The sequence below is a fragment of the Bradyrhizobium sp. SZCCHNRI3052 genome (assembly GCF_032484895.1).
Taxonomy (GTDB): Bacteria; Pseudomonadota; Alphaproteobacteria; order Rhizobiales; family Xanthobacteraceae; genus Bradyrhizobium.
In genome coordinates, this window is the sequence record NZ_JAUETW010000008.1 from 25,066 (window position 1) to 50,930 (window position 25,865).

Genomic DNA, 25,865 nt, shown 5'->3' on the forward strand with positions numbered 1-25,865 from the left:
GATGGGGATCCAGGGAACGATACTGGTCGTGGATGACGAGGTCCGGTCGCAGGAGGCGCTGCGCCGCGTCCTCAACCAGGACTTCGAGGTCTTGTGTGCCGGCAACACGAACGACGCCGAGAAGCTGCTCGAAGGCGAGATCGTGCATGCCGTGATCTGCGACCAGCGCATGCCGCAGGAATCCGGCGTCAGCTTCCTGAAGCGCGTGCGCGAGATGTGGCCCGACCCTGTCAGGATGATCATCTCCGGCTATTCGGACTCCGAGGACATCATCGCCGGCCTCAACGAGGCCGGCATCTATCAGTACATCACAAAGCCCTGGCAGCCGGATCGCCTGATCGAGATCGTCCGCGAGGCCGTGCAGTTGTACCGGCTGCAGAAGGAGACGGAGACCGCCGGCGTCGACGTGAAGGCCACGCCGGCCCACATCAAGAAGGTGGTGTCGGTCAAGCGCGGCGCCGCCAAGCAGCTCTATGATTTCGACCGCATCGTGCATTCGGCGGCGAGCCCGATGCGCAACGTGATCGAGCTCGGCCGGCGCGCCGCCGACTACGACATCTCGGTCTTGATCACCGGCGAATCCGGCACCGGCAAGGAGCTCCTGGCGCGTGCGATTCACTATGGCTCTGCGCGCGCCACCAAGGCCTTCGTGGTCGAGAATTGCGGCGCGCTACCCGATGAGCTGCTCGAGAGCGAGCTGTTCGGCTGCAAGAAGGGCGCGTTCACCGGCGCCTATCAGGACCGCATCGGCCTGTTCGAGGTCGCCGACGGCGGCACCATCTTTCTCGACGAGATCGGCGAGACATCCCCCGCCTTTCAGGTCAAGTTGCTGCGTGTGCTGCAGGAGAGCGAGATCCGGCCGCTCGGCGCGCAGCGCGTGCGCCAGGTCGACGTGCGCGTGGTCGCTGCCACCAACCGGGATCTCGAGGCCGAAGTCGAAGCCGGCCGCTTCCGCCGCGATCTGTACTACCGGCTCGCCGCGTTTCCGGTGCACATGCCGTCCTTGCGCGAGCGTCCGATGGACATTCCGCTGATCGCCGAGGGCGTGCTGTCGGCGGTGAAGACATCGTTCAACCGGCCGCATCTGCGGTTCGCACCGGCGGCGCTGGAGGAATTCTCCCGCTATCACTGGCCCGGCAATGTTCGCGAGTTGCAGAACGAGATCCAGCGCATGGCCGTGCTGGCCGATGCCGACGAACTGCGCTGTCCGCCGTTCGCCGGCCGGCGCAACGGCCGCCGCGCCGCGCCCGCGATCGCCAATGGCAAGCTCAACGGTTCCGGGAGCCTGAAGGACAGGGTCGAGGATCTTGAAAAGACCATCATCGTTCACTGTCTGGAGAAATATGATGGTAACATCAGTCGCGTCGCCAGCGAGCTCGGCCTGTCAAGGGTGGGGCTCCGGAACAAATTGTCGAGATACGATCTGAAGAAACATGGCAAAGGCCACTCACTCTCCTGAGTCCGGGGCTGACACGCTGCTCAAGCTTATCGCGAGCAGCAGCACGCTCGAACTCGACAGCGAGCGCGAAGGCGTGTGGATCGAAGTGATCCGCAAGATGGACGAGGTCTATTCCGACCTGCTGCGCTACGAGGTCGATCTCGAGCACAAGAACGCCGAGCTCGAGGAAGCCCAGGCCTTCGTCACCAACGTCATCGAGTCCGTCTCCGACATCCTGGTCGTCTGCGACGCCAGGGGCACGGTACAGCAGGCCAACTCCGCATTCCTGCAGACATCGGGACGGGCCTTGGCCGACATCGCCGGTCGCGATATCGCCGAGATGATCGATCCCGATCATCGGCCCAAGCTCGCCTCGCTGCTGAAGCCGCGCAGCAGCGCCGATGTGGTCGACGGTGAATTGCGCTTTGCCGCGGCAGCCGGCGTCAGCTCCGATCTGTTCGCGATCAACAGCTCGCCGCGGCATGACCATCGCGGCCGCTTCATCGGCGTCGTGCTGACGGGCCGTCCGATCGGCGAGCTGCGCCGCGCCTATGAGGCCCTGCACAAGGCGCATCAGGAGTTGCAGCGGGCGCAGCGGCAATTGGTCGAGCAGGAGAAGATGGCGAGCCTCGGCCGGCTCGTCGCCGGCGTGGCCCACGAGCTGAACAATCCGATCAGCTTCGTCTATGGCAACATCCACACCCTGATGCGCTACCGCACCTCGCTGGTCGGCTATCTCGATGCCATCCATGAGCAGCCGGTCAGCGAGGACATCGCAGCGCTTCGCTCGGATCTGAGGATCGACGCCATCCTCGAGGATTTCGGGCCGCTGATCGACGGCACGCTGGAAGGCGCGGTGCGCATCAGCGAGATCGTCAAGAACCTGCGCCGCCTGTCGTTCTCGAAGCTCGGCGAGGTCGAGCGCGTCAACATCGAGCGACTGATCAATACCGCCGTGCTGTGGGCAGGGCGCACCAAGCAGCATCGTGTCGACATCCAGATCGAGGTCGAGCCGGATCTGTGGATCTTGGGCAACGAAGGCCAGCTGCATCAGGTGATCGTCAACCTCGTGGAGAACGCGATCGACGCGATGCGATCGACCGACCTGCCGCGCCTTCTGGTCGCGGTGGCGCGCCAGGGCAGCGAGATCGCCTTTCGCATCACCGATAACGGCCCGGGCATCGACAAGGATCATCTGACCCACATCTTCGAGCCGTTCTTCACCACCAAGCGCGTCGGGGAGGGGACGGGGCTCGGGCTGTGGATCAGCTACGGCATCGTCCGCGAGCACGGCGGCGAGCTGTTGGCCAGCAACGAGCCGCAGGGCGGCGCCACGTTCTCTTTCAGCTTGCCGGCGGCTTGACCATAGCGGCGGCGCTGCTGCCGACGCTGAAGTGGGATGCTGGGTATCCCTTCGAAACGATGCTGGGGTTCCTGACGGCGGTGCCGTCGGATGTTGCGGGCAGAAGCCAAGCCCGAGGTGATCAGGACGCCGTTGCGACCGGCACGCGCTCGCGCTGATTGGTCAACCGCGCCAGCAGCACGGTTGCGGTTCGCGTGATGTGCTGCCTGGCAAGATCCTCGGCTGTCTGCGCATCGCCCGCGATCACCGCCCGCAGGATGTCCTCATGCTGATCCCAGATCCGCCGCGGCGTCTCGTCGCGCATCAGCACCTCGCCCATCAGCCGGCGCAGATGCAGCCAATGCGGCAGGGTGGTGTCCTGGATGACGGAGTTGCCGGAGATCTCGTAGAGGAATTCATGAAACCTGACGTCGGCCTCGATCAGCTTCTCGACCGAATGCTCGCGCTCGGCGCGCCGGCCCTGCTCGATCAAATTCGGGCCTTCCTCGGCCGCTCGCTTGGCGCCGCGGGTCGCCGCGAGCCGGCAGGCGAGGCCCTCGGCGACCGCGCGTATTTCATAGAGGTTGCGGATGAAGTCGGTGTCGATCGGCGCGACTTCCAGGCCGCGGCCCGGCGCCTCGCGCACAAAGCCCTGATTGCGCAGCAGCAGCAGGGCCTGCTGCACCGGCTGGCGCGAGACGCCGAGGTCGCGGGCCAGATCGTCCTGGATGAGGCGGGCAGATTCCGGCAACTCCCCGCCGACGATGTCGGAGAGAATGCGCTCGTAGACGCGTTCGGTCAGGCTCGGCTGGGTCTTCAGCGGCGGCACACGGCCTCCACGGGATCAGGTGTGATGTCCGGTCGCGAATGCGAGGCTGCCGTGCCGGAGCCCAGCGCTCGCATTGCGGCCGCTGTCGGTTTGAACGGAGTCATAGCGGGAATTTCCGCGCAGTGAGCGTCCGCCGCTGCTTGGACTTGCTGTCCTGCTGGATTTCGAGGTGATGGATGAACACGCTGGCCGCGCGCGAAATGTGCTCCCGGCTCAGCCGTTCGGCCTCGGCGCTGCGGCCCTCGATGACGGCTGCAAGAATGTCCTCATGCTCGTCCCAGACCATCCGTGACATGCTCTGCTCCTTCTGCAGCACGTCGGACATCACCCGCTTCAGGCACGGCCAATGCGGTGCCATCGTCTCGCCGATCAGCGCGTTGCCGGAGAGGTCGCCGAGGAAGCGATGGAAGGCGATGTCGGTCTCGATCTTGCGGTTGACGAGCCCGCTCTTCACCGCCTCGTAGCCGGCCGCGATGTAGGCCGGACCTTCGCGCGCAGCGCGATCGCTCGCCCGCTCGGCGGCCAGTCGCGCCGCGAGGCCTTCGAGCACTGCCCGCATCTCATAGAGGTCCCGGACGAAGCCGGGGTCGAGCGGCGCCACGATCAACCCGCGGCCCGGCGCGCTCTGCACCAGCCCGCAGCCGCGCAGCAGGATCAGCGCCTGCTGAACCGGCTGGCGCGACACTCCGTAAGCCTGGGCCAGATCGTCCTGGATCAGCCGCGAGCCCGGCGCGAGAACGCCGCTGACGATCTCGTCAGTGATGGCTTCGACGACCTGGTCGACCAGAGAGGGAGCGGCGGGCACGATTCGCATGGGTCATCACGTTTTGCCGGACATTAGCATGTCAAGACAGAAAATCCATTTGCGACGTATTCGAATTCAGAGTACGAATTCAAAAAAGGGCGCCGCCCTAGGGCAAGTTAAAGAGGCGGCCATATAGGGGAGGGACTCCGTTGTCGGAAGATCCGACCAGTCTGGAGCGCGATCAGGTTTGGTCCGCGCGCTCGGAGGGCAGCGTGCGCGCCGGCGTGATGCCGGCGGTCTCGCGCGCATTGCTGGCGGCCTCTGTGGCGTCGGTTGCAGCGATGGCGCCTGCGCTCGGGGTGGCCGGAGAAGGCCTGACCCTGTCGGATGCGTGGGTGCCGGCGGCGCCCGAGGTGGGACGCGACATCCCGTTGCTGATCACGATCAAGAATGACACGACCGCGCCGGAAGCCTTGATGCGCGTGCGTTGTCCGATCGCAAATTTTTCGGAGCGGCACACCGTCGACCGCGGCGAAGGCGCGCCGGCGATGCGCTCCATTCCCAACATTCCAATTGCCGCGGGCAGCACGCTGGTGCTGCTGCCGACCGCCTATCACGTGATGCTGCTGCAGACGCGGGAGCCGCTCGAGCCAGGCAAGCGCTTCACCTGCACGATCGTGTTCCAGAAAGCAGGATCCATCGAAACGGAGGTCGAGGTTCGCAAGTCCCCTTGAAGCGTGTTTGTCGCCTGCTGCCCTCCGCCGTCGCGCTTGGCGGAGCGGTATTCGCTCCAACTCATAATCAATATAATGGGAGAAGGAAACGATGAGGACTAACGTCAGGTCGACCCTGCGGGCGGTGCTGCTGGCCAGCGCAGCCTTCGCCTGTTTCCAGCTTGCATCGCCGGCGCAGGCCGCCGACGAGATGACCCCCGAACGGCTTCTCAACGCCGACAACGAAGCCGGCAACTGGCTGCACCATCATAAGAACTACTCGGGCACACGGTTCTCGGCGCTGAGGGAGATCAACAAGGATAACGTCAAGAACCTGAAGGTCGCCTGGACGATGCATCTCGGCGGCGTCGAGGGCGGCGGCATCTGGAGCCACGGCGGTCTCGAAGGCACGCCGATCGTCGAGAACGGCATGATCTACGTCACCGACGGCTGGGGCTCGGTCTACAAGATCGACGCGCGCGGTGGCAAAGGCCAACTGGTCTGGAAGATGGATCCGAAGACGGATCACGACTGGGCCGGCGCCATCGCCTGCTGCGGCGTCGACAATCGCGGCGTCGCGCTGTGGGGCAATCTGGTCATTTCGCACACGCTCGACGGCCGCCTGATCGCGACCAACAAGGAGACCGGACAGGTCGCCTGGCAGCGCCAGGTCGCCGATCCCGACAAGGGCGAGGTCATCACCGGTGCGCCGCTGATCGTGAAGAACATGGCGATCTCGGGCGTGGCCGGCGCCGAATACGGCATCCGCGGCTGGATCGCGGCGACCGATCTCGGCACGCAGAAGGAGGTCTGGCGCACCCACACCATTCCGGGGAAGGGCGAGCCGGGCAGCGAGACCTGGAAGGACAGCAACGACGCGGCCGCGGCCGGCGGCGGCTCGACCTGGGTGACCGGGACCTACGACCCGGCGACCGACACCATCATCTGGGGCGTCGGCAATCCCGGTCCGGACTGGGACAACGCCTATCGTCCGGGCGACAACCTCTACACCGACAGTTCGCTGGCGCTCGATGCCAACACCGGCAAGATCAAGTGGCACTATCAGCACACGCCGAACGATCCCTTCGACTATGACAGCGTCGCCGAGAACGTCTTGGTCGATGTGCCCGCGCCGAACGGCTCGACCCTGAAGCTCGCGCTCGAGGCCGACCGCAACGGCTTTGCCTATGCGATCGACCGCACCAGCGGCAAGTTCATCTGGGGCCTGCCCTTCGTCAAGAAGGTGACCTGGACCAAGGGGCTCGATGCCGAGACCGGCAAGCCGATCGAGTATGATCCGAAGAACCCGGTGCAGCGCTACAATGCGTCGGTGTCGCCGCATCGTGAGAACAAGGTCGCGGACATCTGCCCAGGCAACATGGGCGGCAAGAACTGGCCGCCGACCTCGTACAATCCGGACCTGAAGCTCTGGTACATCCCTGTCATCGAGAGCTGCAACCGGATCACCGTGGAAGAAGCGACCAAGGACAAGCTGAAGCCGCGCGAGTTCTGGACCGGCGGCGGACCGAGCCAGCCGTTCAAGATCACGGGCAGCGTGACCGCGATCGACGTCACCACCGGCAAGATCGCCGGCAAGATGGAGACGCCGTTCCCGAATCTCGGTGGCATGCTGTCGACGCCCGATCTCGTCTTCACCGGCCAGCCCTCGGGCGAGGTGATGGCGCTCGATGCCAAGACCCTGCAGAAGCTGTGGGAGTTCAACACCGGTGGCGGCGTCAATGCGCCTCCCGTGACGTTCTCGGTCGACGGCAAGCAGTATGTCGCGATCCTGGTCGGTCTCGGCGGCGCCTGGGACAAGTGGTTCATCGAATCCACGCCCGAGCTGAAGAAGATCCAGCCCGGCTCGATGCTCTACGTCTTCTCGCTGTGAAGTCGGCTGCGGAGCGGAGGCATGGCCTCCGCTCCGCCTCCTATCCCCTGTTCGACAAGAAGATCAGATGAAACTCAGTGCGATCACGTTCGCCGTGACGTCGGCTCTCGTCCTCGGCTCCGCTTCGCTCGCGTTGGCGCAGTCCGCGGCGCCGGCGGATCCGACCGAGGCCGGCAAGGCCGTGTTCAAGCGCGCGAACTGCGTCGGCTGCCACAAATGGCACGGCAATGGCGGTGGTGGCTATGGCGGCGACGCGCTGTCGCTGCGCAGGACGCAGCTCACTCGTGACCAGATCATCGAGACCGTGACCTGCGGCCGGCCCGGGACGGGCATGCCGTACTTCGCGCGCGGCTCCTATGACACGGCGAAGTGCTACGGCATGAGCCGCCAGGATGTCGGCGAGCGCATGCCGCCGGAAGGCGGCGTGTTCCTGCGGCCGAACGACATCGAGGCGGTCGCAGACTACGTGCTCGCGCACATCAAGGGGCGCGGCGAGCCGACCTACGACGAGTGCACCGCCTTCTTCGGCAACACGTCGCGGGTCTGCGATATCTACAAGGCGAATGCCACCAAGCCTGCAAGCGAGCCATCGAAATGAAGCGGTCGACCTGCGCTGCGATCTTCGCCACGTTCGTGCTGTCGTTCGTGATGCACGCGGCCTCCGCGCAGGCGGTGCCGAACTACGATCTGCGTGACATCACCGTCGGCATGCCGGTCGGCGACCTGCCCGATCAGGGCTATGTCAATCTGACTTGCGCCGAGGATCCGAATCGCAAGCTCAATGCGTGGTCGGCATGGCGCGACTGTCCCGCGGACGAGCAGGCGCGGCACGCGGTGCGCTTCGATTTCGATCCGGCGACCAGCCAGGACGGCACAAAGGTGGCCGGTCATCCCGTGCTGCTGACGGTCCTGGTCGACGACAAGGGCACCGTCACCGGCCTGACGATCGAGACCGATCCGAAGGCGCGGCTCTATATTCGCAAGAAGGCGTTCCTGCTCGGCAACCAGGTGAAGTCGCGCTATGGCGCCGAGGGCTGGGAGTGCAAGGAGCAGCAGCCGACCGCAGGCGAGCAGCCCGTCGGGGGCGTGTTCCTGCGCGAGGTCTGCAAGAAGACGGTGCCCGGCCGGACCCTGACGGTCGAGCGCGAGCTGTTCCGCAAGCCGGATCAGGACGCCAAGAGCTTCGTCGATCAGACGCTGGTGCGGATCACCAAGGATATCAACTAATCCGCCGCCGACCTTCATCGCGCTCCGCTGGAGGCGCGCGCCAGTCGGCGTCGTGAACCCGGTTGCCGGGAGGAAACGACGATGAGGGATCTCTTGAATTTCGGGCAGATGCTGTCGGCCCATGCGCGCATGTCGCCGGAGCGCACCGGTGCCCGAGATCTCGAACGTGCGATGAGCTTTGCGCTGTGGAACGAGCGCGCGTGCCGGCTCGCAAACGCGCTGCTCGGGCTCGGCCTTGCCAAGGGCGATCGGGTTGCGATCCTTGCCTACAATTGTGTCGAATGGTGCGAGATCTATGCAGCCACGGCCAAGGCCGGCCTGGTGGCGCTGCCGATCAATTTCCGCCTCACCGCGCCCGAGATGCAGTTCATCGTGCAGAATGCCGAAGCGGCCGCTGTCATCGTGCAGGACGAACTCGTGGGCCTGGTCGAGGAGACGCGCAAGGATCTTGGCATCGCCGACGACCGCTTCATCCACTTTGGCACCAGGCCGCGTCCGGCAGGCTATCGCGGCTACGAGGACGTCATCGCCGCGGCTGCGGACCGCGAGCCGGACCAGCAGGTCGCGCTGTCCGATCCCTGGACGTTGATGTACACCTCGGGCACCACCGGCAAGCCCAAGGGCGTGCTGCGCAGCCATCGCAGCGCCGTCCTCTTGTCGATGGTCACCGAGATCGAACTGAAGCTGAGCCGCAACGACGGCGCGCTGCTGGTGATGCCGATGTGCCATGCCAATTCGCTGAACTTCTTCGGCGCGTTCGGCTATATCGGCGGCGTCAACTCGATCTATTCGCGCAAGAGTTTCGATCCCGAGCACGCCGTGACGACGCTTGCCGATGGCGGCTCCACGTTCACGTCGCTGGTGCCGACTCACTACATCATGATGCTGGATCTGCCGCGCGCGGTGCGCGCGCAGCATGATTTCAGCGCCGTCACCAAGCTGATGATCTCCTCGGCGCCGGCGCGCCCGGAGACCAAGCGCGAGGTGATGGAGATGTTTCCGAAGTCCGGGCTCTATGAGCTGTATGGGGCGACCGAGACTGGCTGGGTCACCATGCTGCATCCGCATGAGCAGTTTACCAAGCCCGGCTCGGTCGGGCGCGAGTGTGTCGGCGCCGCACCGATCCGCATCCTCGACGAGGCCGGCCACGAGGTGCCGGACGGCGAGGCGGGCGAGCTCTATTCGTCGAACGCGCACACCTTCGACTGCTATTGGCGCCTGCCGGAGAAGACCGCGGAGGCGTTCCGCGGTGACTATTGCTCGGTCGGCGACATGGCGCGCCGCGATGCCGACGGCTACATCCATCTCGCCGACCGCAAGAGCAACATGATCATCTCGGGCGGCGAGAACATCTATCCCTCCGAGGTCGAAGCGCAGGTCGGCGCGCATCCTGGTGTCAAGGACATCGCCGTGATCGGCCTGCCCGACGACAAATGGGGCGAGCGCGTTCATGCCGTGATCGTGCCGCGCGACGGCATGGCGGTGAAGGAGGGCGATCTGGCCGAATGGGCGAAAGAACGGCTCGCCGGCTTCAAGCGGCCGCGCTCCTACGCCTTCATCACCGACGCCGAGATGCCGCGCAACGCGACGGGCAAGATCCTGCATCGCGAGCTGAAGAAGAGATTCTCGCAGTGAGTCGCTGCAATGGCTTACGGTCTGATATGTAGTTGCGATGCAGGCCGTCCTCAATTCCGCCCTTCCGATCTTCGCGCTGATTCTGACCGGATTCCTGTGTGGCTGGTTCGGCGTGTTCGATCGCACCGCGACCGACAATCTCAACCGTTTTGCCGTCTATCTGGCGCTGCCGGCGCTGATCTTCACCGCGATGTCCAAGATCGGCGTCGAGCAGGTCAGCCAGTTCGGCTTCATCGGCGCGTTCTGCGGCGGCATCGCCGCGACCTTCGCGACCGGCTTCGTGATCAGCCGTCTGCGCGGCCGGCGCATTGCGAACGCCAGCATCGAGGGGCTGGACGCCGGCTACAGCAATGTCGGCTTCATGGGCATTCCGATGTGCCTCCTGGTGTTCGGTCCGGACAGCGCGCCGGCCTCGATCATCGCCACCCTGTTCACGGCCTGCGTGCTGTTCCTGTTCGCGATCGTGGTCGTCGAGATGGATCTGCAGAAGGGCGCCACGCTGGGCGCGACGGTCGCCAAGGTGGCGCGTTCGCTGCTGACCAGCCCGTTGTTCATCGCGCCCGTCGCCGGGCTCGCGGTCGGCCTCAGCGGATTCTCGCTGCCGGCGCCGTTCCTCAGCTTCACGACCTTGCTCGGCGGCGCAGCCTCGCCGGCCGCGCTGGTCTGCATCGGGCTGTTCCTGGCACAGGAGCGCGTCGCGACGCGCGATGCGACCTCGATCGCCATCCTCGTCTCGCTGAAGCTCGTGATGCAGCCGGCGGTGACCGCGCTGCTCGCCTTTTACGTGTTCTCGATGCCGCCGCTGTGGTCGCATTCGGCCGTGATCCTGAGCGCGCTGCCGATCGGCTCGGGACCATTCACGATCGCCAAGCTCCACGGCCTGGAGGCCGGCGTCACCTCCGGCTCGATTCTCGTTTCGCACATCTTCGCCGTCCTCACTGTCTCGCTGCTCGTGGCCTGGCTTGCGCCGGGCTGATCACGTCACCATCCGCAGGAGTCGTCAGATGAAGATCTCTCCCGACAGTGCCGCCGATCTGATCGCCCGCCTGCTCAAGCGCCGCGGCGTCAGCCGCGTGTTCGCGCTGTGCGGCGGCCACATCATGCCGATCTGGATGCGGCTGGACGCGGAAGGCATCGGCATCATCGACGTGCGCGACGAGCGCGCCGCCGTGCACATGGCGCAGGCGCATACGGAGCTCACCGGCGAGCTCGGCGTCGCGCTGGTCACCGCCGGGCCGGGCATGACCAACGCGATCACCGGCATCGCCAATGCCCATGTCTCGCGCGCGCCGGTGCTGGTGATCTCGGGCGGCAATCCGCGGCCGCAGGAGAACCGCGGCGGCCTGCAGGACATGGATCACACCCAGCTGGTGCGCTCGATCACGCGCTATGCGCGCACCGTGCGGGAACCGTCGCTGGTGCTGCAGGAGCTCGACGAGGCGATCTCCCGCGCCTTCGGCGACGGCGGCGAGCCCGGGCCCGTTTTCATCGATTTCCCGGTGGATACTTTGCGCGGCATCGTGCCCAAGGCGCTGCAACTGGAGGAGCATCTCGCACCGAAGCCGCGGGCGGCGATGCGGCCGGATCCGGCCGAGGTCGAGAAGGCGGTCGAGCTGTTGTGGTCGGCGCGCCGCGTGCTCGTCATCTCCGGCCGCGGCGCGCGTGGCGCCGGCCCGGAGCTGATCGCGCTGCTCGACCGGCTCGGTGCGGTCTATCTCGACACCGGTGAGAGCAGGGGGCTGGTGCCCCACGATCATCCGTCTGTTGTCGGCGCGATGCGCGGCGCCGTGATGGGCGATGCCGACGTCGTGCTGACGGTCGGCCGCCGGCTCGACTTCCAGCTCGCCTACGGCTCCCCGGCTGTGTTCAAGGACGCCAAATTCGTCCGCATCAGCGACATCGCCAGCGAGCTGCGCGACAACCGCCGCGGTGCGGCCGAGATCCTGGCGACACCAGCGGAGACCTTGCGCGCGATGGTGGGGCTGGCGGGCAACCGCGAGTCGGCTGTCGATCGGCAATGGGCTGCAAGACTGCGGGCGGCGCATCAGGAGCGTGCCACGAAGCTGAAGCAGAGCATGGCGACGGCGCCGGCCGGCTCCGACGGCCGGTTGCATCCGAATCGTGTGCTCTCGGCCATCCAGGACGCGATCGGCAACGACGCCGTGGTCATCGCCGACGGCGGCGATTTCCTGTCCTTTGCCCGCGTCGGCCTGAGCGCGCCCCTGATGCTCGATCCCGGCCCGTTCGGCTGTATCGGCATCGGCGTGCCCTATGGCATTGCCGCGAGCCTGGCCTATCCAGACAAGCCGGTGGTGGTCGCGACCGGCGACGGTGCCTTCGGCTTCAACGCGATCGAGGTCGACACCGCCGTCCGCCACAAGGCGCCGGTGCTGATCGTCGTCGCCAACAATGGCGCCTGGCAGATCGAGGTGCACGACCAGGCGGTGACACATGGCAAGGTGGTCGGCACCAGGCTGCAATTTGCCGATCACGCGGCGATGGCGCGCGCCTTCGGCATGCATGCCGAGCGCGTCGAGACCGAGGAGCAGCTCGGCCCCGCGATCCAGCGCGCGCTGGCCAACCGCCCGGCGCTGCTCGACATGGTCGTCACGCCGGAAGCGGTGTCGTCGGATGCCAAGACAGGACTCGCCTGGGTGCCGGACCTGCAGCCGCTTGCTGCGTGGGACGAGGCGGAACGGAAGTGGCGCGGCTCGTGAGGCCTCACACCTGCTGCAGTTGGCGCGGCGCGCTGAGCCACAGCGCGAGCAGGGTGCAGACGGCGCCGGACAAGAGATAGCCGCCGGCCGACAGCAGGCCGAGATTGGCCGCCAGCACCAATGCCGCCAGCGGCGCGAAGCCGGCGCCGAACAGCCAGGCGAGGTCGGCGGTGAGCGCCGAGGCCGTGTAGCGATAGGTGCGCGCGAAGTTGGCGGCGATCGCGCCCGAGGACTGGCCGAACGACAGGCCGAGCAGGATGAAGCCGAGCACCATGTAGATGGTCTCGCCGACCGGGCCGGCGTCGAGCAGTTGCGGAGCGAAGCCGGAGAACACCGCGATCGCGATCGCCGAGCTGATCAGGAGCGACTTGCGCCCGATGCGGTCGGCCAGCATGCCGGACACCACGATCGCGACGACGCCGAACACCGCGCCGACGGCCTCGATGATCAGGAAGCGCGCCGGGGTCTCCTTGGTGAACAGGAACACCCAGGACAGCGGAAACACCGTCACCATGTGGAACAGCGCGAAGCTCGCCAGCGGCGCGAAGGCGCCGATCACGATGTTGCGGCCCTCGTGCCGAATCGTGGTGATGACGCGTGCCGGCTGCAATTCGCGCGACTGGAACAGCTCGTCATATTCCGGCGTCACCACCATGCGCAGCCGCGCGAACAGCGCCACGACGTTGATGGCAAACGCCACGAAAAACGGGTAGCGCCAGCCCCAGTCGAAGAAGTCGGCCGCGGAGAGATAACCGACGAAGAACGCGAACAGCACGCTGGCGACGATCAGCCCGAGCGGCGCGCCGAGCTGCGGGATCATCGCATACCAGCCGCGCCGGTGCTCCGGCGCATTCATGGCGAGCAGCGACGCCAGCCCGTCCCAGGCGCCGCCCCAGGCGAGGCCCTGGCCGATCCGCGCCAGCGCCAGCAGCCAGATCGCCGCGGCGCCGACGGTGTGGTAGCTCGGCAGGAACGCGATCGCGACGGTCGAGGTGCCGAGCAGGAACAATGCGGTGATCAGCTTGGCGCTCTTGCCGTAGCGGCGGTCGATCGCCATGAAGATCACGCTGCCGAACGGGCGTGCGATGAAGGCGAGCGCGAACAGCGCGAACGAATACAGGGTCTGCGTCAGCTCGTCGGCGAACGGAAACACGAGGCGCGGAAACACGATCACCGAGGCGATGGCATAGACGAAGAAGTCGAAGAATTCCGACGTGCGCCCGATGATCACGCCGATCGCGATCTCGCCCGGATGCGCCTCATGCGTGCGGGAGAGTTGGGTTTCGCCGTCGGCGGTCGCCGCTGCCTGTGTCATCGCGCTGCCTGCAGTCCTCTCATACTCTATTGTTGCCCCGTAATTGTCGTCCTCGGCGCCGCTCCGGTATTGGACAAATTGTCCAATGTCGGCCGTGTCGTCCGGTCGCTACGTGAGGCCTCGTTCAGAGATCCGCCGTGCGACGAGGTTAAGCGTGCGTTACTGGAAATTCTTGGCACTGCTGCCGCTGGGGCTCGCGCTCGGAGGCTGCAATCTGGTCGTGCTCTCGCCCTCCGGTGACGTGGCCGCCCAGCAGCGCGATCTCGTGATCATCGCAACTGTGCTGATGCTGCTGATCGTGGTGCCGGTGATGGCCGCAACCGCCATCGTGGCCTGGCGCTACCGCCAGTCGAACCAGGCGGCGGCCTACACGCCGGATTGGGATCACTCCACCCAGCTCGAGCTTCTGATCTGGGCGGCGCCGCTGCTGATCATCATCTGCCTGGGCGCGGTGACGTGGATGGGCACGCATCTGCTCGATCCCTATCGCACGCTCGGACGCATCTCCGCCGAGCGCGCGGTGACGCCGCAGGACAAGCCGCTCGAGGTCGACGTCGTCGCGCTCGATTGGAAGTGGCTGTTCATCTATCCCGAATATGGCATCGCCAGCCTCAACGAGCTTGCGGCGCCGGTGAACCGGCCGCTCGATTTCAGGATCACCTCGTCGTCGGTGATGAACTCGTTCTACATCCCCGCGCTCGCCGGCCAGATCTATGCGATGCCGGGCATGCAGAGCCGGCTGCACGCCATCATCAACAAGCCCGGCGTCTATCGCGGCTTCTCGGCGAACTACAGCGGCGCCGGCTTCTCCGGCATGCGCTTTGCCTTTCATGGCCTGTCTGACGTCGAATTCGCCGGTTGGATCGAGAAGGCCAAGGCCAGCGGCGCCGAGCTTGGCAAGCCGGACTATCTCAAGCTGGAGCGTCCCAGCGCGAACGAGCCGGTCCGCTACTACGCATCGGTGGATAGCGACCTGTTTCGCGCCGTCCTCAACATGTGCGTCGAGCCCGGCAAGATGTGCATGAGCGAGATGATGGCGATCGACGCGAGAGGCGGCATGGGCATGGCCGGCGTCCGCAACACGCTGCCGCTCGCCTACGACAAGTTCGCCGGCCGCGGCGCCGTGTTCGGCGCCGAGCCGAGCTTCGTTGCCGGCGGCGTCTGCCTGCCGGGCGATCAGGTCACGCGGATGGCCGACGATTCCTCGCCGACGGTCCTGGCGCCGCTCGACTGGACGCCGCTGCAGGGCCGTGGATTGGAGCGGCCCGGCCTGCTGCGGCCGTCCAAGGCCACCTTCATCACGGGGACAACCTCCAAATCGGATTCGTGACGTCGGATTCGTGAGGGTCACATCATGTTCGACACTGCCAATCTCACCAGGTTCATCTTCGGCCGGCTGACGCTGGAGTCGCTGCCGTTGCACGAGCCGATCATCGTCGGCACCTTCGCGATGGTCGCGCTCGGCGGCCTCACGCTGTTCGGCGCCATCACCTATTTCCGGCTGTGGGGCTATCTCTGGAAGGAGTGGTTCACGACCGTCGACCACAAGCGCATCGGAATCATGTACATGGTGCTCGGCATCGTCATGCTGCTGCGCGGCTTCGCCGATGCGCTGATGATGCGCCTTCAGCAGGCGATCGCGTTCAACGGCTCCGAAGGTTATCTCAACTCGCACCACTATGATCAGGTGTTCACGGCGCACGGCGTGATCATGATCTTCTTCGTGGCGATGCCTTTGGTCACCGGCCTGATGAACTACGTTGTGCCGCTGCAGATCGGCGCCCGCGACGTGTCGTTCCCGTTCCTCAACAATTTCAGCTTCTGGATGACCACGTCGGGCGCCGTTCTGGTGATGTGCTCGCTGTTCGTCGGCGAGTTCGCGCGCACCGGCTGGCTGGCCTATCCGCCGTTGTCGAACCTCTCCTACAGTCCGGATGTCGGCGTCGACTATTACATCTGGGCCCTGCAGGTCGCCGGCGTCGGTACGCTGTTGTCCGGCGTCAACCTGATCTGCACGATCGTGAAAATGCGTGCGCCCGGCATGACCATGATGAAGATGCCAGTCTTCACCTGGACCTCGCTGTGCACCAACGTGCTGATCGTCGCCTCCTTCCCGGTGCTGACGGCGGTGCTGGCGCTGCTGTCGCTCGATCGCTACGTCGGAACCAACTTCTTCACCAATGATTTCGGCGGCGATCCGATGATGTATGTCAACCTCATCTGGATCTGGGGCCATCCGGAGGTCTACATCCTCATCCTGCCGGCCTTCGGCATCTTCTCCGAGGTGACCTCGACCTTCTCGGGCAAGCGGCTGTTCGGCTACACCTCGATGGTCTACGCCACCGTCGTCATCACCATCCTGTCCTACCTGGTCTGGCTGCACCACTTCTTCACGATGGGCTCCGGCGCCAGCGTGAACTCGTTCTTCGGCATCACCACGATGATCATCTCGATCCCGACCGGCGCGAAGATGTTCAACTGGCTGTTCACGATGTATCGCGGCCGCATCCGCTTCGAGCTGCCGATGATGTGGACGGTCGCCTTCATGCTGACCTTTGTGATCGGCGGCATGACCGGCGTGCTGCTTGCAGTGCCGCCGGCCGACTTCGTCTTGCACAACAGCCTGTTCCTGGTCGCGCATTTCCACAACGTGATCATCGGCGGCGTGCTGTTCGGCCTGTTCGCCGGCATCGCCTACTGGTTCCCCAAGGCGTTCGGCTTCAGGCTCGATCCGTTCTGGGGCAAGATGTCGTTCTGGTTCTGGACGGTGGGCTTCTACTTCGCCTTCATGCCGCTCTACGTGCTCGGCCTGATGGGCGTGACCCGTCGGCTGCGCATCTTCGACGATCCGAGCCTGCAGATATGGTTCATCATCGCCGGCATCGGCGCGTTCCTGATCCTGCTGGGCATCGCGAGCTTCCTGATCCAGATCGCGGTCAGCATCCTCCGCCGCGAGCAGCTCGCCGACGTCTCCGGCGATCCCTGGAATGCGCGCACCCTGGAATGGGCGACGTCGTCGCCGCCGCCGGCCTACAACTTCGCCTTCACGCCCGTCGTCCACGACAACGACGCCTGGTGGGACATGAAGCGCCGCGGTTACGCGCGTCCGCTCGCCGGCTTCAAGGCGATCCACATGCCGAGCAACACCGGTACCGGCATGATTCTGGCGGGCCTCAGCACCACCATGGCATTCGGACTGATCTGGTACATGTGGTGGATGGCGGCAGGCAGCTTCGTCGCGCTGCTCGCGGTCGCGATCGGCCACACCTTCAACTATCACCGCAGCTTCCACATCCCGGCCGATGAGGTCATAAGCGTCGAGCGCGCGCGCACCAAGCTGCTCGTGGCAGGAGCCAAGTCATGACCGTTGCGATGGGCACGATGAAGGCCGGGGAGCCGGTCTTCTATGTCGTCGACGAGCACGAGCATCCCGAAGGCAGCAGCACGATGCTCGGCTTCTGGATCTATCTGATGAGCGACTGTCTCATCTTTGCGATCCTGTTTGCCGTCTATGGCGTGCTCGGCGCCAGGTACGCCGCCGGGCCGGCGCCGAAGGATCTGTTCGACCTGTCGCTGGTCGCGGTCAACACCTCGTTCCTGCTGCTGTCGTCGCTCACCTATGGCTTCGCGATGCTGTCGATGCAGCGGAACCGCATTGGCGCGATGCAGGCCTGGCTCGTGGTGACCGGGCTGTTCGGCCTCGCCTTTCTCGGCATCGAGCTGACCGAGTTCGCGCACATGATCCATGAGGGCGCGACGCCGCAGCGCAGCGCCTTCCTATCGTCGTTCTTCACGCTGGTTGGAACCCACGGCCTGCATGTGACGTTCGGTCTGGTCTGGCTGGTCACCCTGATGGTGCAGGTCGGGACCCACGGCCTGATCGAGGCTAACCGCCGCCGGCTGGTCTGCCTCAGCATGTTCTGGCACTTCCTCGACGTGATCTGGATTGGTGTCTTCACCTTCGTCTATCTGATGGGGATGCTTCGATGAGCTCTGATGCACACGCGCACGGTTCGGCGGACGACCATGCCGGCACGCGCTCGGGCCAACTGATCGGCTTCGGCGCCTCCGTCGTCCTGACGGCGATTCCGTTTCTGCTGGTCATGAACGGCTCGCTCGACAAGCAGGCCACGGCGCTGATCATCATGGCATTCGCGGCCGTGCAGGTCGTCGTCCACATGATCTTCTTCCTGCACATGAACACCAAGGCCGAGGGCGGCTGGACCATGATGGCGCTGATCTTCACCATCATCATGGTGGCGATCGCGCTCAGCGGCTCGCTCTGGGTCATGCATCACCTGACCACCAACATGATGCCGGTACACGAGATGGGCCAGACGCCGTGATGTCAGCTCCTGCCGACGGGGCAGGGGAACGCGACGAGGCCAGCCGCGGGCGATCCGGCGCGCTGCGGCTCGCGATCGTTGCGGCGTGGGTTGCCTGCGTCGCGATGCTGCTGTCGCTGGGCGTCTGGCAGATCGAGCGGCGGGCCTGGAAGCTCGACCTGATCGATCGCGTCGAGCGCCGCGTTCATGCCGCGCCCGTGCCGGCGCCGAGCCCGGCGGATTGGCCGGCCATCGATCGCAGCAGCGACGAGTACAAGCTGATAACGTCGAGCGGCCGCTTCCTCAACGACCGCGAGACGCTGGTCCAGGCGCTGACGGTCGAGGGCTCCGGCTATTGGGTGGTGACGCCGCTGCAGACCGCCGGCGGCGCCGTGCTCGTCAATCGTGGCTTCGTGCCCGCGGATCGCCGCGCGCCCGCAAGCCGCAGCGCCGGGAACCCGAATGGCACGGTAAGCGTGACCGGATTGCTGCGGATCTCCGAGCCTGGCGGCGGCTTCCTGCGCCACAACGATCCCGCGGGGAATCGCTGGTATTCACGTGACGTCGCGGCGATCGCGGCGGCGCGCGGTCTGTCCGACGTCGCACCATTCTTCGTCGATGCCGATGCGACCCCGAATCCCGGCGGACTTCCAATCGGCGGACTCACCGTGATCTCGTTTCCGAACAACCATCTGGTTTACGCGCTGACCTGGTTTACATTGGCCCTCATGCTGGCCGGCGCCGGGCTGCAGCGGCTCATCCGCGCGCAGCGTGAGCCCAGCGCGCCGGCAGCGCAGGATGTGGAATGGGATCAGCAGCGGCAGGACATGGGTGGATGCGGGACGGCGTCTTGAGCGATCGACGCTTGCCGTTCTGCCGGCGGAGATCGGACGGGCCCTCATGAGCAGCGAGGCCCCCAATTTGCCGTTCGGAGTCGTGGCCGCGATCGCCACACCCGAGATCAACGCGCCGCTGCCGACCAAGGACGCGACCAACCGCAAGAACATGGTGCTGCTGATCCAGCTGCGCTGGATCGCCGTGGTCGGCCAGATCGTCACCATCGGCTTCGTGACCACCTGGTTCGGCATTGCGCTGCCGGTGCTGCCGATGGCGGCGATCATCTGCGCGCTGGTGGCGCTCAACATCGCCAGCCATATCTGGCTGCGCAGGCGCGACGACGTCGGCAATCGCCATTTGCTGATCGCGCTGATGCTCGACGTGGTGGCGTTGACATCGGAGCTCTATCTCACCGGCGGCGCGTCGAACCCGTTCACGTGCCTCTATCTGCTGCAGGTGACGCTGGGGGCCGTGCTGCTCGACGCGCGCTCGTCCTGGTCGCTGGTCGCGCTGACGGTGCTCAGCTTCATCTGGCTCACCATCGAGTACCGCCCGCTGCAACTGCCGCAGCATCATGTCAGCGATGCCTTCACCCTGCACATCACCGGCATGTTCGTCGGCTTCATGCTCGACGCCGTGCTGCTCGTCGTCTTCGTCACCCGCATCAACCGGAACCTGCGCGAGCGTGACGCCAAACTCGCCGATCTGCGCCAGCACGCCGTCGAGCAGGATCACATCATCCGCATGGGCCTGCTCGCCTCAGGCGCCGCGCATGAGCTCGGCACGCCGCTGGCGTCGATCTCGGTCATCCTGAACGATTGGCGCCGCATGACCGCGATCTCTGCCGATCCGACGCTCGCGGAGGATTTCACCGAAATGGAAGCGGCGGTGCAGCGCTGCAAGTCGATCGTCACTGACATCCTGGTCTCGGCCGGTCAGGCGCGCGGCGAAGGCTCGGCGCCCACGACGTTGAAGGCGTTCCTGACGACGCTGGTCGCCGAATGGAGCGCGGCGCGCTCGGCGCGCAATCTGATGGTCCGCAACGAGTTCGGCTCGGATCCGGCGATCGTCTCCGACGTCGCCCTGAAGCAGGCGATCGTCAACGTGCTCGACAACGCGTTCGAAGTCTCGCGCGAGTGGGTGGAGTTCGTGGTCGAACGAGATGGTGATCAGCTGCTGCTCAGCGTCAGCGATCGCGGGCCGGGTTTTGATCCGGCGATGCTGGGGCAACTCGGACGTCCCTATCAGTCGAGCAAGGGCCGCCCGGGCCGCGGCCTGGGCCTTTTCCTGGTGGTCAACGTGATCCGCAAGCTGGGCGGCAGCGTTTCCGCCTGGAACCACCGGGGACGTGGAGCGACCGTACGGCTGTCACTGCCGTTGTCGACGCTTGTCATTGGAGAGCGCGATGGCGAATGACCTGTCCCTCCTGATCGTCGAGGACGATGACGGTTTTGCACGCACCCTGAAGCGCTCGTTCGAACGGCGCGGCTACGAGGCCGTCGTCGCCGGCTCGCTCGAGGACGTCGACGAGATCCTCGAGAAGAAGACGTTCGGCTATGCCGTCGTCGATCTCAAGCTCGGCGGCGCTTCCGGCCTCGTCTGCGTCGAGAAGCTGCATGCGCACGATCCGGAGATGCTGATCGTGGTGCTGACCGGCTTTGCCAGCATCGCCACTGCTGTCGAGGCGATCAAGCTCGGCGCCTGCCACTATCTGGCCAAGCCGTCGAACACCGACGACATCGAGGAGGCGTTCCGCAAGGCGCAGGGCAATGCGCAAGTGGCCCTGGCCGAGCGCTCCACCTCGATCAAGACCCTGGAATGGGAGCGCATCCACCAGACCCTGATCGAGACCGACTTCAACATCTCCGAAGCTGCGAGGAGGCTCGGCATGCATCGCCGGACGCTCGCGCGCAAGCTGGAGAAGCGCCCGGTGAAGTAGATCGATCCGGTTGTTGTCCGGAGGAGTGGAGCTCATTCTTTCCGACCTACTCCCTTGCCAGAGCCGTTGCCGGATCGAGCCGCGAGGCGCTGCGGGCGGGCATGTAGCCGAAGCCGATGCCGATCGCCATCGACGTGACGGCGGCGCCGACCATGGCGAGCGGCGAATAGATCAGCTGGAAGCCGACGTCGAGCGCGTTGAAGACCGTGCCGAAGCCGACCGCGAGCGCAAGGCCCAGCGCACCGCCCAGCAGGCAGACCAGCACCGCCTCGATCAGGAACTGCATCAGGATGTCGCTGCGGCGGGCGCCGACCGCCATGCGCACCCCGATCTCGCCGACGCGCTCCGACACCGACACCAGCATGATGTTCATGACCCCGATGCCGCCGACCAAGAGCGAGATCACGGCGATGGCCGCCACCAGCAGTGTCAGCACCTGCGTCGTGCTTTCGACGGTCTTGCGGATGTCATCGGTGTTGAGGACGAAGAAATCCTTGGCATTGTGCCGCGCCGTCAGCAGCGCCGTTGCGGCACGCTCGGCCGCCGCCATCGGCGTCGCCTCGTCGACGCGGACGCTGATGCTGCGCAGCACCTGGTTGCCGAGGAAGCGCGCCTGCACGGTCGTGTAGGGCAGGTACACGATCGGCGTGGAGCTGGAGCCGAAGCCGGCCTGCTGCTGCTTGGTGATGCCGACGACGCGGCAGGGCACCTTGCCGATCAGGACCACGCTGCCGAGCGGACTGACGTCGGGATCGGGAAACAGCGCCTTGCGCGCATTATCGTCGATCACGGCGTCCTGGGCGTAGGAGCGCACGGTATCGGCATCGAGATAGCTGCCTTCGGCAAGCTCGGTGTTCTTGACCCGGAAATACTGCTCGCCGACGCCGGAGATCTGGGCGCTGACCTCGATCGCGCCGAACCGCAGCGTGCTGGTGGTCGAGACCGTCGGCGAGATCGCATCGACATAAGGCTGCTGCGCCATGACCTTGGCATCGGCGAGCACCAGCGTCCTGATCTTGCTGGAGCGCGTATCGCCGAAATCCTTGCCGGGAAAGAATTCCAGCGTGTTGGTGCCGAGCCGGTTGATGTCCTTCAGCACCTTGGCCTGCGAGCCCTTGCCGAGCGCCAGCACCAGCACGACCGAGGCGACGCCGATGATGATGCCGAGCATGGTGAGGAATGCGCGCATCCGGTGCGCATTCATGGCGAGCAGTGCCATCCGCGCGGCCTCGCGGAAACGGTCGAGCTGGCTGCGCCACCACGACGCCGCCTGCGCTGCGTGGTCTTCGGTCGCTGCGGCTGGCGCGGGTTCCGAAGTCCGCGGATTGAGCCGGTCGGAAATGACGCGGCCGTCCTCGATCTCGATGATGCGCCGGGCGCGCTGCGCGACGCTCGGATCGTGCGTGACGATGATGACGGTGCGCCCGGAGGCGCTGATCTCGTCGAGGATGCGCAGCACCTCCTCGCCGCTGGCGCGGTCGAGCGCGCCGGTCGGCTCGTCGGCCAGGATCACGTCGGGATCGTTGACCAGCGCGCGGGCGATCGAGACCCGCTGCTGCTGGCCGCCCGAGAGCTGACCCGGCTTGTGGTCGGTACGGCTGCCCATGCCGAGCCGCTGCAGCAGCGCCTCGGCCTTGCGGTGGCGTGCCGCCGGGCCGAGCCCGGCATAGACCGCAGGCACCTCGGCATTGTCGGCGGCGCTGAGTTCGCCCAGCAGATGGTAGCGCTGGAAGATGAAGCCGAAATGCTCGCGCCGCAACGCCGCCAGTTCGTCCGGATCGAGCGAGCCCATCTCGCGGCCGGCGATCCGGTAGCTGCCGGATGTCGGGCGGTCGAGGCAGCCCAGAATGTTCATCAGCGTCGACTTGCCGGAGCCAGATTGCCCGACGATGGCGACCATCTCGCCGCGCGCGATTTGGAGGTCGACCCCGCGCAAGGCATGGACGGCGCTTTCGCCGGAGGCGTAGCACCGCCCGACGTTCTGCAGATCGATCAGCACCTCCGCCATCACGGGCCTCCGGAGGAGGCCGGCGGCGGCATCACGGTTCGCTTCGGTCCCTCGTCGGGCGTCGAGATGACGACCCGCTCGCCCTCGCGCAGGCCGGACTGCACCTCGGCCCGGATCTTGTTGTTGAGGCCGATGCGAATGGTGCGCCTCTCCAGCGTTCCTGCGCCGGTCAGCACGCGCACCGTGTAGCTGCCATCGGGATTGGCGTTGCCAAGCGCGGACGACGGAATGGTCGGGACCTTGCGGGCCTCGCCGAGCAGGATGTGAACCTCGGCCGTCATGTAGGTCATCAGCCGCCCGTCCGGATTGGCGATGTCGAACACGCCGTTGTAGTAGATCGCGGAGGACGTGGTGGACGAGGACGAGCTGCTGCTCGACGTGGTCGTCGTGCTCGACGAGAAGCTCGAATCGCTCTTGATCGATTCGGGCGCCGGCTCGATCGATCCGAGCGTGCCCTCGTACCGATGATCGGGCTCGCCCAGCACGGTGAAATAGACGTTCTGTCCGGGCCTGACCTTGACGACATCGGCCTCGGAAATCTCCACCCGCACGGTCATCGTCTCGACCTGGCCGAGCACGACGATGGTCGGTGCCGACTGCACCGCATTCACGGTCTGGCCCTGCTGGGTGACGATCGACAGCACGGTGCCGTCGATCGGAGCCGTGATCTTCGTGTAGCCGAGATTGACGCGCGCGGTCTCGATCGCCACCTCGGCCTCGACGATCTGCGCGTCGAGCTGCGCGATCTGGGCCTGGGTCTGCTTCGCGGTCGCCTCGGCGCTGTCGTAGTCGGCGCGCGACGACGCCTTCTGCGCCAGCGTAACCTGCTGCCGCGCCAGGTTGGCCTCCGCCAGCGCCAGGGTGGCGACCTTCTCGTCACGCTGCGCCCGCACGCTCCGCAGGCTCGCCTCGTTGGTGCGCAGCGTGTTCTGTTGCGTCAGCGAGTCGATCTCGGCGATCAGGTCGCCGGCCTTCACTTTCTGGCCGAGCTTGACGTTGAGCGCGACGAGGCGCCCCGAGGCCTGGGCACCGACCGCGACGAGCTTGACCGGCTTCAGCGTGCCGGTGGCGAGCACGGTCTGCTCGATGTCGCCGGTCGTGACGGGTGCGGTGACGAGATTGGCGTTGGGATTGCTGGTCAGCCTCATGATCAGCACGATCGCGGCGGCCAGAACGACGAGCGCTCCGGCGATCAGCAGCGGCCAGCGGCGTGGCCGCTTCGGCTTCGGCGCCGGCGCGAGGCCGCCATCGACCGCGACCGGTCGGGGCATGTGGGATAAGGGTGCGTTCATCGGATCACTTCGGAGGCACTTTTTGAAGTTCAGATCGTAGATTATTTGGGCGCGACGGCCTGTGCGAGATGCGGGCCGGTGCCGCTGTCGACGACCTCGGGCAGCGAGCTGTCGATCGCTGCGGTCCAACCGCCGCCCAGCGCCTTGGCCAGCGCCACGTAGTTCTTCGCGAGCGTAGCGCGGCTGGCGAGCAGGTTGTCCTCGGCGGTGAACTGCGAGCGCTCGGCATCGAGCACGTCGAGGAAGGTGCTGGAGCCGGTCTGGTAGAGCGAGCGCGACAGCCGCGCGGCTTCGCCATAGCGCCGGGCCGACTCGCTCAGGCTGCGGATGCGGATGCGCTCCTGGCCGAGGCCGACGATGGCGTTTTCGACGTCTTCGAGCGCGCTCAGCACCGCGCTGCGCCAGGCGACGTGGTATTCGTCACGCTGCGCTTCCGCGACCTCGACGGCGGCCTGCAGCTTGCCGCCGTTGAAGATCGGCACCGAGACGCTCGGGCCGATCGACCAGCCGATCGTCGAGCTCTTGCCGAGATCGCCGAGCTTCAGCGCCGTGGTCGAGACCGTGCCGGTCAGGCTGACATCCGGGTACAGCGCGGCGGTGGCTTGGCCGATCTTCGCGGTGAACTGCGCGAGCTGCCGTTCGGCCTTGCGCACGTCGGGCCGCATGACCAGCACGTCGGCCGGGATGCCCTTCGGCAGCGGCAGGCGCGGCGATGGGATCGGCGCCGCGCGCGACAGGCGGAGATTCAGGGCCGTCGGGTCGCGGCCGAGCAGGACGCCGAGCCGATGCACGGCCTGCTGATAGCTGCTCTCATAGGTCGGGATGGTTGCTTCGGTGCTGGCGGCCAGCGCGCTCGCCTTGGCGGTGTCGACGGCCGAGGCAGAGCCGGCATTCTGCTTGCGCTCGGTCAGCGCCGCGGTCTCGCGCTGCGAGGCGGCAGTGCGCCGCGCCAGCGCCGCTCGCGCCTGGTAGGCGCGGGCATCGATGTAGTTGGAGGCGACGTCGCCGACCAGCGTCAGCAAGGTCGCGCGCAGATCGTCCTCGGCGGCATCGACGCCGTAGGTCGCCGCCTCGACCGCACGGCGGTTGGCGCCGAACAGATCCAGCTCCCAGCTCGAATCGAAGCCGGCCTGGTACTGGCTGTAGGTGGTAGGAGCGATCGCGATGCCGCTCGTCGAGCTGCCGGCGCTGCGGGTCTCCGTTGCCGTGCCGGTGCCGCTGACGGACGGAAACAGCGCGCCGACCGCCTGGCGCTGCGTCGCCCGCGCCTCGCGGATGCGCGCCTTGGCGGCGGCGACGTCGAGATTGCCGGCAACCGCCTCGCTGATCAGTTGATCGAGCAGGTCATCATTGAGGTTGCGCCACCACTGCGCGAGCTTCAGCGTCTGCGCCGGCCGATTGCGGTCGCTGCTCCAGCGCTTCGGCACGCCGAACTCAGGCGTCACGTAATCGGGGCCGACGGCGCAGCCGGCGAGCAGCGGCGTGGCGAGGCAGAGTGCGAGCAGGACGGGCTTCACGGCGGCTGATACTATCGCGGTTCGAAAGGAGGCCGCGCCGGCTGGTCGGCCACGCCGCAGGACTTCCCCGTGTTTGTTTGATGCGCGGAGCCTAG

22 protein-coding genes are annotated in these 25,865 nt (G+C 66.1%); 16 read left to right on the forward strand and 6 right to left on the reverse strand.

Annotated elements, in window-relative coordinates; all coding sequences use genetic code 11:
* The first annotated feature begins 1 nt into the window (after position 1).
* Complete coding sequence (locus QW887_RS21350) at positions 2-1,459, forward strand: sigma-54 dependent transcriptional regulator (RefSeq protein ID WP_315713484.1); 1,458 nt, start codon at positions 2-4, stop codon at positions 1,457-1,459.
* The gene (locus tag QW887_RS21355) at positions 1,434-2,801 is read left to right on the forward strand and encodes a sensor histidine kinase (protein WP_315752381.1); all 1,368 of its coding nucleotides are present in this window, start codon (positions 1,434-1,436) and stop codon (positions 2,799-2,801) included. Before QW887_RS21350 ends, QW887_RS21355 begins: the two co-directional genes overlap by 26 nt.
* Positions 2,802-2,922: 121 nt before the next feature.
* Here QW887_RS21355 and QW887_RS21360 read toward each other — a convergent pair whose 3' ends face one another.
* Both QW887_RS21360 and QW887_RS21365 read right to left on the reverse strand, forming a co-directional pair.
* Entirely contained in the window at positions 2,923-3,609 is a 687-nt protein-coding gene (locus QW887_RS21360) for a GntR family transcriptional regulator (protein ID WP_315825303.1), read from the reverse strand.
* A gap of 100 nt (positions 3,610-3,709) precedes the next feature.
* Positions 3,710-4,423 carry a GntR family transcriptional regulator gene (locus tag QW887_RS21365; RefSeq protein WP_315713481.1) on the reverse strand — a complete coding sequence of 238 codons (714 nt, stop codon included), beginning with the start codon at positions 4,421-4,423 and terminating at the stop codon, positions 3,710-3,712.
* 140 nt (positions 4,424-4,563) lie between these two features.
* Between QW887_RS21365 and QW887_RS21370 the strand changes: the two genes are divergently transcribed.
* From QW887_RS21370 to QW887_RS21400, 7 genes are all read left to right on the forward strand, one after another.
* Positions 4,564-5,088 (forward strand): copper chaperone PCu(A)C, encoded by a 525-nt coding sequence (locus QW887_RS21370; RefSeq protein WP_315769220.1) that lies wholly within the window; start codon positions 4,564-4,566, stop codon positions 5,086-5,088.
* A 91-nt stretch (positions 5,089-5,179) separates the two neighbouring features.
* Positions 5,180-6,958, forward strand: coding sequence for a PQQ-dependent dehydrogenase, methanol/ethanol family (locus tag QW887_RS21375; RefSeq protein ID WP_315769218.1), 1,779 nt, complete (start codon positions 5,180-5,182; stop codon positions 6,956-6,958).
* A 67-nt stretch (positions 6,959-7,025) separates the two neighbouring features.
* Positions 7,026-7,556 (forward strand): c-type cytochrome, encoded by a 531-nt coding sequence (locus tag QW887_RS21380; protein ID WP_315713478.1) that lies wholly within the window; start codon positions 7,026-7,028, stop codon positions 7,554-7,556.
* Entirely contained in the window at positions 7,553-8,185 is a 633-nt protein-coding gene (locus QW887_RS21385) for a hypothetical protein (RefSeq protein WP_316184042.1), read from the forward strand. The genes QW887_RS21380 and QW887_RS21385 overlap by 4 nt, the downstream gene beginning before the upstream one ends.
* An 81-nt stretch (positions 8,186-8,266) precedes the next feature.
* Complete coding sequence (locus tag QW887_RS21390; protein ID WP_315713476.1) at positions 8,267-9,820, forward strand: AMP-binding protein; 1,554 nt, start codon at positions 8,267-8,269, stop codon at positions 9,818-9,820.
* 37 nt (positions 9,821-9,857) lie between these two features.
* On the forward strand, positions 9,858-10,796 hold the full coding sequence (locus tag QW887_RS21395; protein ID WP_315769215.1) for an AEC family transporter: 939 nt from the start codon (positions 9,858-9,860) through the stop codon (positions 10,794-10,796).
* Between the two features lie 28 nt (positions 10,797-10,824).
* Positions 10,825-12,537, forward strand: a complete 1,713-nt coding sequence (locus QW887_RS21400) for a thiamine pyrophosphate-binding protein (protein ID WP_315769213.1) — start codon at positions 10,825-10,827, stop codon at positions 12,535-12,537.
* A gap of 4 nt (positions 12,538-12,541) precedes the next feature.
* Here QW887_RS21400 and QW887_RS21405 read toward each other — a convergent pair whose 3' ends face one another.
* Positions 12,542-13,852 carry an MFS transporter gene (locus QW887_RS21405; RefSeq protein WP_315769211.1) on the reverse strand — a complete coding sequence of 437 codons (1,311 nt, stop codon included), beginning with the start codon at positions 13,850-13,852 and terminating at the stop codon, positions 12,542-12,544.
* Positions 13,853-14,006: 154 nt separating this feature from the next.
* Between QW887_RS21405 and cyoA the strand changes: the two genes are divergently transcribed.
* From cyoA to QW887_RS21440, 7 genes are read left to right on the forward strand one after another with little or no spacing between them, the layout of a single operon-like run.
* On the forward strand, positions 14,007-15,182 hold the full coding sequence (gene cyoA / locus QW887_RS21410) for a ubiquinol oxidase subunit II (protein ID WP_315769210.1): 1,176 nt from the start codon (positions 14,007-14,009) through the stop codon (positions 15,180-15,182).
* 24 nt (positions 15,183-15,206) lie between these two features.
* Positions 15,207-17,216, forward strand: coding sequence for a cytochrome o ubiquinol oxidase subunit I (cyoB, locus tag QW887_RS21415; protein ID WP_315769208.1), 2,010 nt, complete (start codon positions 15,207-15,209; stop codon positions 17,214-17,216).
* On the forward strand, positions 17,213-17,842 hold the full coding sequence (cyoC, locus tag QW887_RS21420) for a cytochrome o ubiquinol oxidase subunit III (RefSeq protein WP_315752396.1): 630 nt from the start codon (positions 17,213-17,215) through the stop codon (positions 17,840-17,842). The genes cyoB and cyoC overlap by 4 nt, the downstream gene beginning before the upstream one ends.
* Complete coding sequence (gene cyoD / locus QW887_RS21425) at positions 17,839-18,198, forward strand: cytochrome o ubiquinol oxidase subunit IV (protein ID WP_315769206.1); 360 nt, start codon at positions 17,839-17,841, stop codon at positions 18,196-18,198. Before cyoC ends, cyoD begins: the two co-directional genes overlap by 4 nt.
* Positions 18,198-19,031, forward strand: coding sequence for an SURF1 family protein (locus tag QW887_RS21430; protein ID WP_316194948.1), 834 nt, complete (start codon positions 18,198-18,200; stop codon positions 19,029-19,031). Before cyoD ends, QW887_RS21430 begins: the two co-directional genes overlap by 1 nt.
* A gap of 46 nt (positions 19,032-19,077) precedes the next feature.
* On the forward strand, positions 19,078-20,430 hold the full coding sequence (locus tag QW887_RS21435) for an ATP-binding protein (protein WP_316184036.1): 1,353 nt from the start codon (positions 19,078-19,080) through the stop codon (positions 20,428-20,430).
* A complete protein-coding gene (locus QW887_RS21440) occupies positions 20,420-20,953 on the forward strand; it encodes a response regulator transcription factor (protein WP_316184035.1) in 534 nt (177 codons plus the stop codon). Before QW887_RS21435 ends, QW887_RS21440 begins: the two co-directional genes overlap by 11 nt.
* A 46-nt stretch (positions 20,954-20,999) precedes the next feature.
* On the opposite strand, the gene QW887_RS21445 is transcribed toward QW887_RS21440, so the two are convergent.
* From QW887_RS21445 to QW887_RS21455, 3 genes are read right to left on the reverse strand one after another with little or no spacing between them, the layout of a single operon-like run.
* A complete protein-coding gene (locus tag QW887_RS21445; RefSeq protein WP_316184034.1) occupies positions 21,000-22,961 on the reverse strand; it encodes a MacB family efflux pump subunit in 1,962 nt (653 codons plus the stop codon).
* The gene (locus tag QW887_RS21450; protein ID WP_316184032.1) at positions 22,961-24,253 is read right to left on the reverse strand and encodes an efflux RND transporter periplasmic adaptor subunit; all 1,293 of its coding nucleotides are present in this window, start codon (positions 24,251-24,253) and stop codon (positions 22,961-22,963) included. Before QW887_RS21450 ends, QW887_RS21445 begins: the two co-directional genes overlap by 1 nt.
* A 41-nt stretch (positions 24,254-24,294) precedes the next feature.
* The gene (locus tag QW887_RS21455) at positions 24,295-25,770 is read right to left on the reverse strand and encodes an efflux transporter outer membrane subunit (protein WP_315769200.1); all 1,476 of its coding nucleotides are present in this window, start codon (positions 25,768-25,770) and stop codon (positions 24,295-24,297) included.
* Positions 25,771-25,865: the final 95 nt, after the last annotated feature.